Annotated in this window: 10 protein-coding genes; 3 read left to right on the top strand and 7 right to left on the bottom strand. The window is 73.7% G+C overall.

Annotation, left to right across the window (positions count from 1 at the left end; all coding sequences use genetic code 11):
* A complete protein-coding gene (locus GTY47_RS13790; RefSeq protein ID WP_010034235.1) occupies window positions 1–1,251 on the top strand; it encodes a M14 family zinc carboxypeptidase in 1,251 nt (416 codons plus the stop codon).
* Window positions 1,252–1,295: 44 nt separating this feature from the next.
* On the opposite strand, the gene GTY47_RS13785 is transcribed toward GTY47_RS13790, so the two are convergent.
* Both GTY47_RS13785 and GTY47_RS13780 read right to left on the bottom strand, forming a co-directional pair.
* Window positions 1,296–2,648, bottom strand: coding sequence for a M14 family zinc carboxypeptidase (locus tag GTY47_RS13785; protein ID WP_029180767.1), 1,353 nt, complete (start codon window positions 2,646–2,648; stop codon window positions 1,296–1,298).
* 202 nt (window positions 2,649–2,850) lie between these two features.
* Window positions 2,851–3,402: a DUF1707 and FHA domain-containing protein gene (locus GTY47_RS13780; RefSeq protein ID WP_010034232.1), complete on the bottom strand. Its 552-nt coding sequence runs from the start codon at window positions 3,400–3,402 to the stop codon at window positions 2,851–2,853.
* A 174-nt stretch (window positions 3,403–3,576) separates the two neighbouring features.
* Here GTY47_RS13780 and treZ point away from each other — a divergent pair, with 174 nt between their 5' ends.
* The gene (gene treZ / locus GTY47_RS13775; protein WP_010034231.1) at window positions 3,577–5,322 is read left to right on the top strand and encodes a malto-oligosyltrehalose trehalohydrolase; all 1,746 of its coding nucleotides are present in this window, start codon (window positions 3,577–3,579) and stop codon (window positions 5,320–5,322) included.
* A 6-nt stretch (window positions 5,323–5,328) separates the two neighbouring features.
* Here the strand turns inward: treZ and GTY47_RS13770 are convergent, their stop codons facing one another.
* Both GTY47_RS13770 and GTY47_RS13765 read right to left on the bottom strand, forming a co-directional pair.
* Window positions 5,329–6,324, bottom strand: coding sequence for an aminoglycoside phosphotransferase family protein (locus tag GTY47_RS13770; protein ID WP_029180766.1), 996 nt, complete (start codon window positions 6,322–6,324; stop codon window positions 5,329–5,331).
* Window positions 6,325–6,371: 47 nt separating this feature from the next.
* On the bottom strand, window positions 6,372–7,499 hold the full coding sequence (locus GTY47_RS13765) for an aminopeptidase P family protein (protein WP_010034229.1): 1,128 nt from the start codon (window positions 7,497–7,499) through the stop codon (window positions 6,372–6,374).
* A 187-nt stretch (window positions 7,500–7,686) separates the two neighbouring features.
* Between GTY47_RS13765 and GTY47_RS13760 the strand changes: the two genes are divergently transcribed.
* Entirely contained in the window at window positions 7,687–8,442 is a 756-nt protein-coding gene (locus GTY47_RS13760) for a phosphodiesterase (RefSeq protein WP_010034227.1), read from the top strand.
* Here GTY47_RS13760 and GTY47_RS13755 read toward each other — a convergent pair.
* From GTY47_RS13755 to GTY47_RS13745, 3 genes are all read right to left on the bottom strand, one after another.
* Complete coding sequence (locus GTY47_RS13755; protein WP_010034224.1) at window positions 8,435–8,995, bottom strand: PDZ domain-containing protein; 561 nt, start codon at window positions 8,993–8,995, stop codon at window positions 8,435–8,437. The genes GTY47_RS13760 and GTY47_RS13755 overlap by 8 nt on opposite strands.
* Window positions 8,996–9,278: 283 nt before the next feature.
* The gene (gene cyc2, locus GTY47_RS13750) at window positions 9,279–11,441 is read right to left on the bottom strand and encodes a germacradienol/geosmin synthase Cyc2 (protein WP_010034221.1); all 2,163 of its coding nucleotides are present in this window, start codon (window positions 11,439–11,441) and stop codon (window positions 9,279–9,281) included.
* A 359-nt stretch (window positions 11,442–11,800) separates the two neighbouring features.
* Window positions 11,801–12,985 (bottom strand): damage-control phosphatase ARMT1 family protein, encoded by a 1,185-nt coding sequence (locus GTY47_RS13745; RefSeq protein WP_010034217.1) that lies wholly within the window; start codon window positions 12,983–12,985, stop codon window positions 11,801–11,803.
* Window positions 12,986–13,103 lie beyond the last annotated feature (118 nt).

Genomic DNA, 13,103 nt, shown 5'->3' with positions numbered 1-13,103 from the left:
GTGAGTGTCCTGCCGGAGCTGCGCTACCCGACGGTGGCCGAACAGGTCTCAGCCGCCCGGGCGTTGACCTCTCACCGGCCCGGGGTGTGCACCCTGCGGCAGGTGGGTGCCTCGCGCGCGGGCAGGCCTTTGCACCTGCTGTCGGTGGGCCGCGCCCGTCGCGCCGTGCTGGTGGTCGCCGGGGCCCACGCCAACGAGCCGACCGGCTCCTGCACCCTGCTCGCGCTCGCCCGACGGGTGCTGGAACAGCGGGAGTTGCGCGACGGCATCTCCTGGCACTTCCTGCTGTGCGCGGACCCCGACGGGGCCAGCCTGCACGTGACGCCGGCGCCGCGCAGCCTGTTCGACTACCACCTCGGCTTCTTCCGCCCGGCGGGCCCGGAACAGCCGGAGTGGGCGCCGTCCGTGCTGCCGCCCGACCGGCTGCCGCCCGAGACGCGGGCCCTGACCGGCGTCATCGACGAGCTGCGCCCCTACCTCCAGGTGACCCTGCACGGCACGGACCTGGGCGGCAGCTGGGTGCAGTTGACGAAGGACGTGCCCGGGCTGGCCGAGCCGTTCGCCAAGTCCGCGGCGGAGCTGCACATCCCGGTGGAGACCGGCGCCTCGGACGCCGCGGGCTGGCCCGCGTCCGGGCCGGGGGTGCACGTCATGCCCGCGCCGGGGGCGGGGCCCGCGTACCCCAGCCTGCCGGACGACGCGCGGCACAGCACCTGGTACCACGCCCACCGGTACGGCGGTCTGACCGCGGTCGTCGAGGTGCCGATGTGGGCGAGCGACCTGGTGGACGACCCGGCTCCGCATCCGGCCCCCGCGGCGGCGATCGGGCGGCTCGCGCGCCGGCTGCGACGGGACGCCCTGGAGGTGACGCGGGTGCTCGACGGCGCGCTGCCCCGGCTCGAAGACCTGGACGGGCCGTTGCTGCGGGCCGCGCGGTGGGGGCTGGAGCTGGTGCCGGGGCTGGCCGACGACCTGGTGCACACCCCGCCCGCCGACCGCACCAGGGCGTACGTGGGCAGCGTGGACGCGTTCGCGCGCCGGGTGCCGCTGCGGGCGGCGGCCATGCTGCGGCGGGTGCTGCGCGGGACCGACGACCGGGCGGCCGAGCAGTTGGAGGGACTCGTGGCGACCTGGAGCGACGCCTTCGCGGAACGCTTCCGCGCCCGCTGGGTGCCGTTGGAGCACCAGGTCGAGCACCAGTCCCGCACGGTGGTCGCCGCGGCGCTGCACGCGCGCGAGGGCGCGTCGTAGACACCTGCGGCGTCACGGACCCCGGTGCCGCACCGCCCCGGGCGTCACTCCCGCTGCATCGGCAGCGCCGCCCCCGACTCCCACCCCGGCTCGCCCGGGCGGGAGCGCGCGGGCGTGTCCCGCACGGCCAGGTCGAAAGCGGCGAGCACCACGCGCGCCTGGTACTCCGCCTGGCGCGCCACCGGGATCCAGCGCGCCCCGCAGCCGTCGCGGTAGTCGGCGCACCACGCGTCGATCAGCCGGTCCAGCTCCGGCAGTGCCCCGGCCGGGTCGTCTCCGGCGGCCCGCACGAGCTGGTGCAGGAGCCCGGCTGTGCGCAGGGCCAGCCGCCGCCCGGAGATGCGCAGGGCGGCGAGGTGGGCGGTGCTCAGGGGCGGCAGGGGATGGGCCGCGCCGTCGCCGGTGTCGGGGTCCCAGGCGTCGGCGAGGCCGGGGCAGACCAGTACGTAGTCGTCGACCGGGGCGAGCAGGCGCGCCGCGTCGGGCACGGCGGCGAGGTACGGCCGGACGCGGGCCAGGAGGTGCCGCAGGAGCCCCGTGTCGTGGCGCAGGGTGTGGCTCACGGCCCGCAGCACCGCCTCCCGGTCGGCGGGCGGGGAGCCGTCCGTCACGGCCGCCACGCCCCACATGGGCGCCTCGACGACCGCGGTGATCGTGCCGTGCGGGTGCGGGTGGAACCAGGTCGACTCGACGGCGGCCTCCGTGATGGCCGCGGCCAGGCCGGCCCGGCGCGGCGGCGGGATCCGGTAGACGGCGGGCCCGAGGCCGGGCCAGTACAGGGCGTCGTACGCGCCGAGTTCGCGGGGGATGCCGAGCCGGGCGGCGATGTGGGCGAGGCGCTGGGCGAGGCCGGGCAGGTCGTCGGTGAGCTCGACGAAGCCGCCGCCGACATCGACGCCGTGCAGCGAGCACTGGAGGAACGGCCGCAGTTCGTCCTGGACCTCGAGCAGGGCGCGGGTCTCCGGCAGGGCGGCGCCGGCCGCGCCGTCGGGCAGCCACTCGGGCTGTTCCAGGAAGCCGGGCCGGAAGAAGTTCCGGAAGTACTGGCCGAGTGCGTACGGGCCGGTCAGCCAGCCCTCGTTGCGACGCAGCCCGTCCGGGTCGAGGCACAGCAGCAGGTTCCAGGTGGCGTCGGCACCCTCGGTGAGCCGCGGGTCGGCCAGCGCCCGCTCGGCCAGGCGCAGCACGGTGGCGCCGCCCACGGGTTCGTTGGCGTGGGGGCCGGCGACGACGAGGGCCTGACGGCTGCCGTGGCCGACGGAGAGCAGCCACAGGGGTGTGCCCGCGCGGGACGTGCCGATCCGGCGCAGCCGGGCGTCTCGCGGGTGGCGTGCGACGAGTGCGGCGGCCCGGGCGCCCAGTTCGTCGACGGTCGGGTAACGCAGGAGGGGCGGCAGGGCACACCTCCCCGATGCGGTGCCGTCGCTTCACCAGCTGTACATGGCGTACGCACAGTCAGTCACGACTTCAGGGGTACGTCAACACCGTGGGGCGCGATGGGTTTTGAGCCACTCCCCAGGGAGCGACACCTGGTAAATCCAAGGCCAGAGCTAAGGCATCGCTCGGTTTCCGGCCAGGCGACCGTGGAGCCGCTCCCGGTCAGCCTGCCGACAGCCGGAACGTCATGCGCCCGAACCCGACCTGGTCGCCCTCGCGGACGACGGCCGCGCCGACGACGCGCCGCCCGTTCACCGTCGTGCCGTTGGTGGAGCCGAGGTCGCGCAGGACCCACATGCCGCCCTGGTGGCGGAGTTCGGCGTGGACGCGGGAGACCGTCTCGTGGTTGAGGCGCAGTCCGCTGGCGGGGTCGCGGCCTATGCGCAGCGGATGGCTGTGCGACGGGTGCGGCAGCAGCAGCTTGGGCAGGCGCTCGGCCTGCCAGGCTCTGCGCAGCCGTACGGTGAACCCGGAGACCGCCTCGACGGTGCCGAACACCAGGCGGGAGAACCGGCTCTCCGTGGGCAGGTCGGCGGTGAGCACGGCGAGCTCGTCCGGGCGGCGGGCGGCGAGCGCCAGTTCCATGCGGCGGATGAACGTGTCGTGGGACAGGCGGCCCATGGCGACGCCGTCACGGAGCACCTTCAGCGCCCTGTCGCGCTCCACGTCGGAGAGCCGCGCGGGGTACGTGTTGAACTCGAAGGACGACGTCACGCTCGTGATTGTCGGGCAGTGCGGCCGGGCTGTCCAGAAAACGGGAAAACGCCCGCCACGCGCGCGTACCGGGGCGACACCCGCCGCAAATGGGTGGATGCACCAGCGGATTGATCGCGTTTGACGCACCATGGACGGGCTACATCACGGTGAGCAGACGAAGGGGAACCGTCCGTGCAGTTCGAGGTGTGGGCACCGCAGGCAGGCCGTGTGACGCTCCGGTGCGACGGCGTCACGCGCGCGTTGGAGCGCGATCCGGAACGGGCGGGATGGTGGCGGGGCGAGGCGGACGCGCGCGACGGGTCCCGGTACGGCTTCGCGCTGGACGACGGTCCCGTACGACCCGATCCGCGCTCCCGCCGGCAGCCGGACGGCCCGGACGGGCTGAGCGCGGTCGTCGACCACGAGCGGTACGAGTGGCGCGCGCAGTGGCGGGGGCGGCCACTGCCCGGCGCGGTGCTGTACGAGCTGCACGTCGGGACCTACACGCGCGAGGGCACCCTGGACGCGGCCGCCGAGCGGCTCGGTCATCTCGCCGAACTGGGCGTGACCCACGTGCAGCTGATGCCGCTGTGCCCCTTCCCCGGCACGCACGGCTGGGGGTACGAGGGCGTCTCGCTGTGGGCCGTGCACGAGCCGTACGGCGGGCCCGAGGCGCTGAAACGCTTCGTCGACCAGGCCCATGAACTCGGCCTGGGCGTGGTCCTCGACGTGGTGCACAACCACTTCGGCCCGTCCGGCAACTACCTGCCCGTCTTCGGGCCGTACCTCACGGACCGGCATCACACGCCCTGGGGCGCCGCGGTCAATCTGGACGCGCCCGGCTCGGACGAGGTGCGCGCGTTCCTCGTCGGCAGCGCGCTGGCCTGGCTGCGTGACTACCGGATCGACGGGCTGCGCCTGGACGCGGTGCACGCGCTGGTGGACACGCGCGCGTTCCACTTCCTGGAGGAGCTGTCGACGGCCGTGGACGCCCTGGCCGCCGAGGTGGACCGGCCGCTGTTCCTGGTCGCCGAGTCGGATCTCAACGACCCGCGGCTCATCACCTCCCGGGACGAGGGCGGTCTCGGGCTGCACGCGCAGTGGAACGACGACTTCCACCACGCCCTGCACACCACGCTGACCGGCGAGTCGCAGGGCTACTACGCCGACTTCGCACGCGCTCCCCTCGCCGGGCTCGCCAAGACCCTCACCGGCGGCTACTTCCACGACGGGACGTACTCCAGTTTCCGGGAGCGGCACCACGGGCGACCCCTGGACCGTACGCGGGTGGCCGGGCACCGGCTCCTCGGCTACAGCCAGACCCACGACCAGGTGGGCAACCGCGCCCAGGGGGACCGCCTTTCGGCCCTGGTGCCCCCCGGGCTGCTGGCCTGCGCGGCCACGCTCACCCTGACGGCCCCCTTCACGCCGATGCTCTTCATGGGCGAGGAGTGGGCGGCGGGCACACCCTGGCAGTTCTTCACCGACCACACCGACCCGGAGCTGGCGGACGCCGTACGGCGGGGCAGGCGACGGGAGTTCGCCGCGCACGGCTGGAAGGAGGAGGACGTGCCCGACCCGCAGGACCCGGCGACCCGGGACCGCTCCTGCCTCGACTGGTCCGAGCCGGAACGCCAGCCCCACGCGCGCGTGCTGGCCTGGTACCGGCAGCTCCTCGCCCTGCGCCACGAGCAGCCGGACCTGACCGATCCCGACCTCGCCGACACCAAGGTCGCCTTCGACGAGGAGCGCCGCTGGATCGCCTTCCGGCGCGGGGACGTCCTCGTGGCGGTGAACCTGGCGCCGGAACCGGCCGCGCTGTCGCTCGGCGTCCCGCACGCGCGCGTGCTGGCCGCGTGGGAGCCGGTGGAGGACCCCGGGGCGGACGGGGTGCTGCACGTGCCCGGGGAGTCGGGCGTGGTGCTGTTGCAGGAGTGAGGCCCGCTAGAGGGCGTCGTCCGTGTCCCGCAGGTCCGTCACGCGTTCCAGCAGGATCGGCTCCCAGGCCCGGCGCAGCTGCGTGCGCAGCAGGGTGAGCCGGCCCGTGTCCCGGCTCGTGAGGGCCCCGGCGAGGTCGACGACTGTGTCGCAGCGGGCCAGCCACAGGCCGCGCAGGCAGGGGCGGGCGCCGTAGCCGGCGAGGGTGGCGGCGCGTACGGCGGCGGGTGAGCCGACGGCGAGCGCGAGGCCCGCGATGTCCTCGGCCGGGTCGCCGACGACCGCGTCGGCCCAGCCGAGGGCCCCGCGCACCCGCCCGTCGGCGCTGACCACGAGATGGCCGCCGGTGAGCGCGTGGTGGGTGAGGACCGCGGAGCCGGACTGCGCGGCGAGCTGGGCCGCGGCGGGCGCCGTGAGCTGGTTCAGACGGGCGGCGTCGAACTCGTCGGCGTCGGCGAGGCGTTCGGCGGCGCGTACGGCGGCCCGGCGCAGCGCCTCCAGGGAGCGCGGCGCGGTACGCGGCACGCCGAGGGTCTCGGCCTGCCGGACCGGCACCTCGCGCAGCCCCGAGAGCAGTCCCGCGAGGTCGGCCTCGCCGACGGCGGACACGTCGTGCTCCTCGCCCGAGCCGCCCGGCACCTTGGTGTCGAGCGTGTAGGTCAGCCCGGCCGCCCACTCGCCGTGCGCCACGCTGACCGGCACCGCCACCGGGACGTGCGGGCGGACGAGGTCGCGCAGGCGCAGTTCGCGGCGTTGTCGCACGGTGGCCTCGCGGTCGGGGGCGAGGCGCAGCACATGGCGGGTGCCGACCCACCAGGTGGCCGGGTCGGCGCCCTCGGTCACGGGCCGGACGTCGGGTCCGGCGGCGGGGCCCCTTCCCTGCCTGGGTTCCTTGCCGCCCTTGCCGCCGCTGCCCTCCGTGCCGCCGTCCGTGCCGTCCTTCAGCAGGGAACGGACCAGTCGGCGGACGGTGTCCGCGGTGGGTGTCGGTGCCTGGGTCATGGTCGCGCCGTTGCCGTTCGGGAGGCGTGTGGTGGACATCGGTGCCGTCACTCCACTATGACCAGCTCGCGGGAGGTGGTGTTCAGCCGCCGCCCGCCGTCCTCGGTGACCGTCACGATGTCCTCAATGCGCACGCCGAACCGGCCGGGCAGGTAGATGCCGGGTTCCACCGAGAAGCACATGCCCGGCACGAGGAGCCGCTCCTCGCCCTCGATCATGTACGGCGGTTCGTGGGTGGTGACGCCGATGCCGTGTCCGGTGCGGTGGATGAAGTACTCGCCGTAGCCGGCGTCGGCGATGACCGCGCGGGCGGCCCGGTCGACGTCCTGGCAGGCGGCGCCCGGCCGCACGGCGCTAAACCCCGCCTCCTGGGCCTCGCGCACGATGTCGTGCACGCGGCGCTCCTCGTCGGTGGGTTCGCCGACGTGGACCGTGCGGGAGGTGTCGGAGCCGTAGCCGTCCTTCAGTCCGCCGAAGTCGAGGACGACCATGTCGCCGCGTTCGATGACGCGGTCGCCTGCCTCGTGGTGGGGGTTGGCTCCGTTCGGACCGGAGGCGACGATGGTGAAGTCGACCTGCTCGTGTCCGTACCGGCGCAGGAGCCGGTCGAGGTCGGCGGCCACCTGCGACTCCCGGCGGCCGGCGAAGGGGACGTTCCGGATCTCCTCGAACGTCGCGTCGGCGGCTGCTCCCGCGGCCGTCATGAGTTCCAGCTCCGCCGCGTCCTTGACGGCGCGCAGCATCGGCAGGGCCTCGGTGAGCGACGTGTACGAGCTGCCGGGCAGGGCCTGCTGCAGCGCCAGCAGGTGCAGCGCCCAGGCGTTGTCGCTGATGCCGAACCGGCCGGAGGCGTCGATCAGGGCGGCGGTGGCGGCGTAGGGGTCCTTGCCGTCGGTCCAGTCGCGCAGGGCCAGGGCGGGCGCGCCGGCCGCCTGCTGCGCGTCCGGGGCCTCCAGCGCGGGGACGACGAGGACGGGGTCCTGTCCGGCGGCGAGGACCAGCAGGGTGAGCCGTTCGGTGACCGCCGGGGGCGTGTAGCCGGTGAGCCACACCAGGTCCGGCCCCGGGGCGACCAGCAGGCCCGCGAGACCGGCCTCGGCGGCCGTCCGCGCGGCGCGCTCCATGCGGGCCCTGTAGTCGTCGGCGGTGAAGGACGCGGCCGTGCTTCCGGTCATCCGGGCCTCCCAGGGGACGGACGAAGGGGCTACGGGCAGCATCCTGCCCGGCCGGAGGGGGCGGCGCGAGCCGTCTGCTGCACTTCACCTGAGCATTGCCGCTAACGGCAGAGGATTGCTCAGACGTTAGATCTAATGCTTAGATGCTCGGCATCCATTAATTGTTCGATCGAGAGGGCGTACGACCGTGCTCGTACTCGCGCACATCAGCGATCTGCATCTGGACGGGAGCGAGCGGGCGACGGAGCGCGCCGAGCGGGTGTGCGAGCGGTTGCGGGAGCTGCCTGGGCAGGTGGACGCGCTGCTGGTGACCGGGGACATCGCGGACCACGGCACGGAGCCGGAGTACGAGGAGGCCGCACGCATCCTGGGGCTGCGCGACGGCGACGCCCCCTTCCCGGTACTGGCCTGCCCGGGCAACCACGACAGCCGCGCGCCCTACCGCAAGGCGCTGCTGGGCCTGCCGGGGGCGGAGGAGCCCGTCAACAGCGTGCAGGTCTTCGACGACGGTGCCGTGCTGATGTGCGACTCCAGCGTCCCCGGCAGCGACGACGGGGAGCTGGACGAGGAGACGTACGACTGGATCGAGACGACCCTCGACGAACTCGACGGCGGCCTTCCGGCCCTGCTCGCCTTCCACCACCCGCCGGTGGCGCTGCACCACCCACTGCCCGACTCGTACCAGTTGCGGGAGTCCGGCCGACTGGCCGGACTGCTGGCCCGCCGGCCCGAGATCGCCGGTCTGATCACCGGCCACGCGCACACGCCCGCCGCGACCTCGTTCGCGGGGCGGCCGCTCGTCGTCGGCCCCGGTGTGACGTGGACGCTGCGGCTGCCCTGGGAGGGCGAGCAGATCGCCGACCGGGACGCGCCGCCCGGGATCGCCTTCCACGTCCTGGACGACACGGGGCGGCTCACGAGCCACTTCCGGGTGGTCACGTGACGACGGACGGTACGACCGTCACCTGCTCGTAGCCGCCGCTGCGGTGCCGCACCGTCAGCTTCACCTTGGCGCCGGGGCGGGCGCGGGCGACGGCCCGGGCCAGGTCGGCGGCGGTGTCGATGCGGGTCGTGCCGAAGACGAGGAGCACGTCACCGCGCACCAGGCCCGCCTCCTGAGCCGGCCCGGGGACGTGGAGCCCGACGACCAGGGCCCCCGGCTTCCCGGTGTCCATGACCTCCACGCCGAGGGTCACGGCAGCGGGCGCGGACACAGCGGCGGACGGCGGGGGCCCGGTCAGCGACGGCCTGTGCCACCCCCGCGGATCGATGCCTCCGCCCTGGCCGATCACCGTGGCGCCCATCGCCCCCAGGCCGATCCCGGACAGGACCAGGGCCGCACCGACGAACCCGGCGAACAGCACGTTGAGCAGCCGCCGCCCACGGCGCCGGGCGGCGTGCAGACGGGGCCGCGACGGGCCGGACCCCGTCGCCGGCGCCACTGCGTCGGGCTCCTGACCCGGCATCGGCTTGGGTCGCAGCGCGGTCTGTTCCATGGCTCGCCTCCGGATGGTGCGGACCGCCCCCGTCGGATGCGGAACGATCACGGCTGGTGCTCTACCCGGCACTCCGGCGCGCGATGAGCCACGAACGAGTGAGACTGACCGGGCGCCGGTCGGGGCGGGCATGCCGCCGGGAGGGGCCGGAACGACGGCACGGCTCGCACCGCACCCGGCGTGCCGGATGCGGTGCGAGCCGTGGTCGAAACGTCAGCACCTGCGCGGGCATGACGACGAAGGGCCGCATCATGCCCTGCCCGCCCGAGCGGTCGGCGTCGCCTCAGCCGAGAGCGGGCACGGGCACGGCGGGTGGCCGGTCCGGGAGGAAGCCGTGGGCGCGCGAGGCCAGCCAGTCGGCCTTGTAGCGGTCCACCTCGCGGTGCCAGTTGAGGATGCCGGCCATCCAGTTCCGGAGGTCCGCAACATACTGCTGCATGGCGGCGCGGCCCTCGTCCGTGAGCCGGAAGTCCTCGTACAGGATGGGCAGTTCGTGCTCGACCACATGCTCGAACTGCCGCATGCGCTGGCTCATCAGGTCGTGCACGATGCCGAGCCCGGTCGGGTAGTCGCAGCCGAAGAAGGACTGCACGACGAGGATCGCGTTGTGGATCTCACCCTCGTACTCGATCTCCTTCTGGTAGGAGAAGACGTCATTGAGGAGGCACGCGAAGTCCATCGCGGCGTTCTCCAGGGAGCGGACCGGGCCGCTGCGGTAGACCTCCGGCGGAATGGCCGGGCCGTGGCCCATCCGGCACAGGCTCAGGGTGAGGTCGGACCCGAAGGTCGCCCGGCGCATCTCCAGGTAGTCGACCGGGTCGGGCACGCGGTTCTGGAGCTGGTTGGACAGCTCCCACACCCAGCTCTCGGTCATGACGTTGATCGCGTCCTTCAGGGTGCGCCGCGCCTCGGGCGTCATCTCCGCGGTGGTGCGCAGCCACAGGTCGACGAGGCCACGCTCCATGGCGTTGGCGGGGGCCAGCGGCGCCTCGCCGGCGACCGGCATGCAGTCGGACAGACGGGCCGTGGTCAGCCGGGCGGCGGCCAGGTCGCGGCGGTGGCCGTAGACCAGCGGGTAGTAGTCGTCGCCGTAGGTGCCCCAGGCGAGCCATTGCGCACTGAGGTCGAGGGCCTCGGGCGTGGCGTCCGGGTCGAGGCCCGCCGAGCAGAGCGGGAGATCGTAGGCCCGGAGCTTGTCCTCGTCCCAGACGCCCTCGGCGAGGATGCCCATCCGGTCCACCCAGTCGCGCAGGCTCCGGCGGGCGTTGTCCAGGTGCGGGCTGAGCTCCAGCGGGAACGGCATGCGGATGTCGGGGATCTGCGACGGTCCGACCTTCTGGTACGGCACGTGCGTGTAGGCGCGCAGCCGCTCCGCTCCGGCCGTGGCGAGCAGGGCGCGGACGTCGGCGGCGGAGGTGCCCATGCCGCTGCAGCCCGGCCAGGGCTTGCTGCCGCGCGCGTTCTCGTTCATGTAGCGGCTGGAGCGCAGGTGCCACTCGTGGCCGCCGGACTGCCAGTCCTGGAGGCCCTTGGTGTACGCCGCCACGGCCGCGACCTCGTCCGGGGTGAGTCCCTTCTCCAGGGCCACCGCGGGGACTTCGGTGAACGCCGTGTGCTCGAACTGGTGGAGCCGGGAGGTGAGGACGTCGTTGACGGTGTCGGCGGCCTCCTGGGTGGTGCAGCCGAAGAAGGTCTCCAGGACGAGCACGCCGTTGCTGTTCTCGCCCTCGTCCTCGACCTCCCGCTGGTAGGAGAACAGGTCGTTGCGCAGGTGCACGGCGTCGGAGAACGTCTCCATCAGTACCCTGAGCGGCCTGGACTCGGCGACGGACGCGGGCACTTCGGCCGTCGCGTACTCCACGAGACCCGCCGACCAGGGGGCGCCGCCCACCTTGCGGCGCATCTCGATGTACTCGACGGGATTGGCGATCCGCCCTTCGTTGATGTTGGACAGCTCCCACAGGGACTCGTTCAGCAGGTGCTCGGTCGCCACGGCGAAGCGGCGACGCCAGTCCTGCGACATCCTGGGCACCGTCCGCGCCCACAGGTCGGCGAGGCCCGCCTCGACCGGGTTCTCCGGCTCCGGTACGGGAGTCGAGAGGTCCAGCGGCATGAACAGGGGCAGCCGGTCCAGGTGGGCCTTGCCGGCGACGCGGTCCTGGCTGCGCTTGTACATCTCCAGGAAGTGGTCGTCGAAGAAGAAGACCCACACGTACCAGTCGGTGATCAGGGAGAGAGCGGGTCCGTCGCAGTCGGGGTGGGTGTAGGCGCAGAGCAGGCCGTAGTCGTGCGCGTCGAGGTCGGCCTGCTCCCAGACACCGGATCCCTCCAGCATGCCCATCTCGCGTGCCCACTCGGACGAATGGGCCCGAGCCTCGTCGACATGGGGGTTCAGCCGCGCGGGGTGCGGCATGTAGAAGTGCGGGAGTTCGAACGGCTGCGTCATGGCCGGGCCCTACCCGGCGCCTCGCTGCGGCATCCGCCGGGCCGGACATGATCACACTATCGCGTGAATCGGGAATGAATGCGGGAGTTCTCGCCGGACCTTGTGGCGTTCACCTCTACGCGCGCAGACTTACGCCCGCACCCCGGAAGTTCACGTCCCTCTCGTTCACCGGAGTCCACCATGAAGCAGTCCCGAGCCCTGCCGCGCCGGGCCGCGCTCACCTCGCTCGCGGGGGCGGCGCGCGAACGGCGTGTTCTGGCCGACGTCCGGCGACCCGCTGTACATGCTGGTGGGGGACGGCAGGACGGTTCCGACGTCGGACCACCGGCTGGTGTGGCAGGACGTGCGGGTGATCTGACCTACCCGGGCGTCCGCACCTGGATCAGCGCGTGCGTGCCGCTGGTGCGCCAGCGCTGGTCCTCCGCCGCGACGAGTTCGGCCTCGGTACGGGCGTCGAGGCCGGTGATCACGTCGGACTTCAGGGTGCGCAGGGCGGCGACGGCGCCGGGGAAGTACGCGGTGACGTCCGGGAACGGCGTGGTCGGGGCCCAGAGCCGGTCGCCCACCAGGCGGCGGTAGTTGAGGTCGCCCTTGACGACGGTGAGCGTGGCCGAGGCGAAGTCGGCGCGCAGGTCGCCGGGCATCTCCTCGTACGGCAGCGGGGCGCAGGAGAAGGGGTGGGCGCGGAGGGTCAGGCGGCCGTCGGCCAGGGCGGACCACAGGCGTTGTCCGTACTCGGCGGCCGTTCCCCCGGCACCGGTCAGCCGGCGCAGCGCGTCGACGACGTCGGCGGTGGTGGCGTCGGAGACGTAGTACGGGTAGGGCTTGACGTGCAGGACGGCCCGTCCGACCCGCCCGTGGGCCAGGAGGTGGGCGATGAGGAGCAGGTCGGGGACGAGTTCGCGGCCCGCGTTGTCGGCGACGAGGCACAGGGTGCCCGTGCCGGTGCCGCCGAGCAGGGCCCACAGGCGGTCGCTGTCGTCGGCCACCAGCCCGGGGGCGGCGTCGGCGGCACGCGCGCCCTCGGCGGAGAGACGGAAGCCGAGATCGGCGCGGTTGCCCCAGAGGGAGCCGTGCAGCAGGGCCTGTGCCACGTCTCCGGCGGGCCGGCCGGCGAGGTCGTCGAGCGCGGCCAGTTCCTCGTCGGTCTCGTGGGAGTCGAGTTCGTCCCGTTTGAAGGGGCGGAAGGGGTCGATGCCCTGCCAGGGGCCGGGGCCGAAGTAGCCGACGGCCTGGAGCAGCCGGCGGTAGAACCAGCTCTCGGACCAGAGCCACGGCACGTCGAACCAGGACCGGCCGGCGTACTCGCGCAGCCCCCAGGTCTCCCAGAGGTCGCGGTCGTGCGCGTCGGCGGGGAGCGGTTCGATCTCGCCCTTGGTGCAGTTCGCCAGCAGTTCGTCGAGCGCGCGGTGCTGCCAGGGCTCGTACGGGAAGGCCTCGCGCACCTGCCGGATGATGGCCGGGTGCCGCTCGGCGAGCACGCTGTGGGGGAAGGAGCCCGGCTGGTCGCCGAGGAGCACGGGTGCGGATGGGGTGTCGGGCATGCGGCTCACCGTAGCGCGCGTGCGCCCCACCCCTGTCGAACTGGCGGGCGCCCGGGCCGATCACCGCAGCCCGGGCCGGTCTCGTCGCAGCCCCGGCGGGCTCGGGCCGCATCGCCCC

It is taken from the genome of Streptomyces sp. SID5464 (assembly GCF_009862985.1).
In the GTDB taxonomy this organism is placed as follows: Bacteria; Actinomycetota; Actinomycetes; order Streptomycetales; family Streptomycetaceae; genus Streptomyces; species Streptomyces chartreusis_D.
This window is presented reverse-complemented; position numbering and strand designations above follow the sequence as displayed.

Bases quoted from the DNA above. Each gene is read 5' to 3' on its own strand.
- GTY47_RS13755 (WP_010034224.1), bottom strand. From the start codon at position 8,995: ATGGAACAGACCGCGCTGCGACCCAAGCCGATGCCGGGTCAGGAGCCC.
- GTY47_RS13745 (WP_010034217.1), bottom strand. From the start codon at position 12,985: ATGCCCGACACCCCATCCGCACCCGTGCTCCTCGGCGACCAGCCGGGC.
- GTY47_RS13765 (WP_010034229.1), bottom strand. From the start codon at position 7,499: ATGACCGGAAGCACGGCCGCGTCCTTCACCGCCGACGACTACAGGGCC.
- cyc2 (WP_010034221.1), bottom strand. From the start codon at position 11,441: ATGACGCAGCCGTTCGAACTCCCGCACTTCTACATGCCGCACCCCGCG.
- GTY47_RS13770 (WP_029180766.1), bottom strand. From the start codon at position 6,324: ATGACCCAGGCACCGACACCCACCGCGGACACCGTCCGCCGACTGGTC.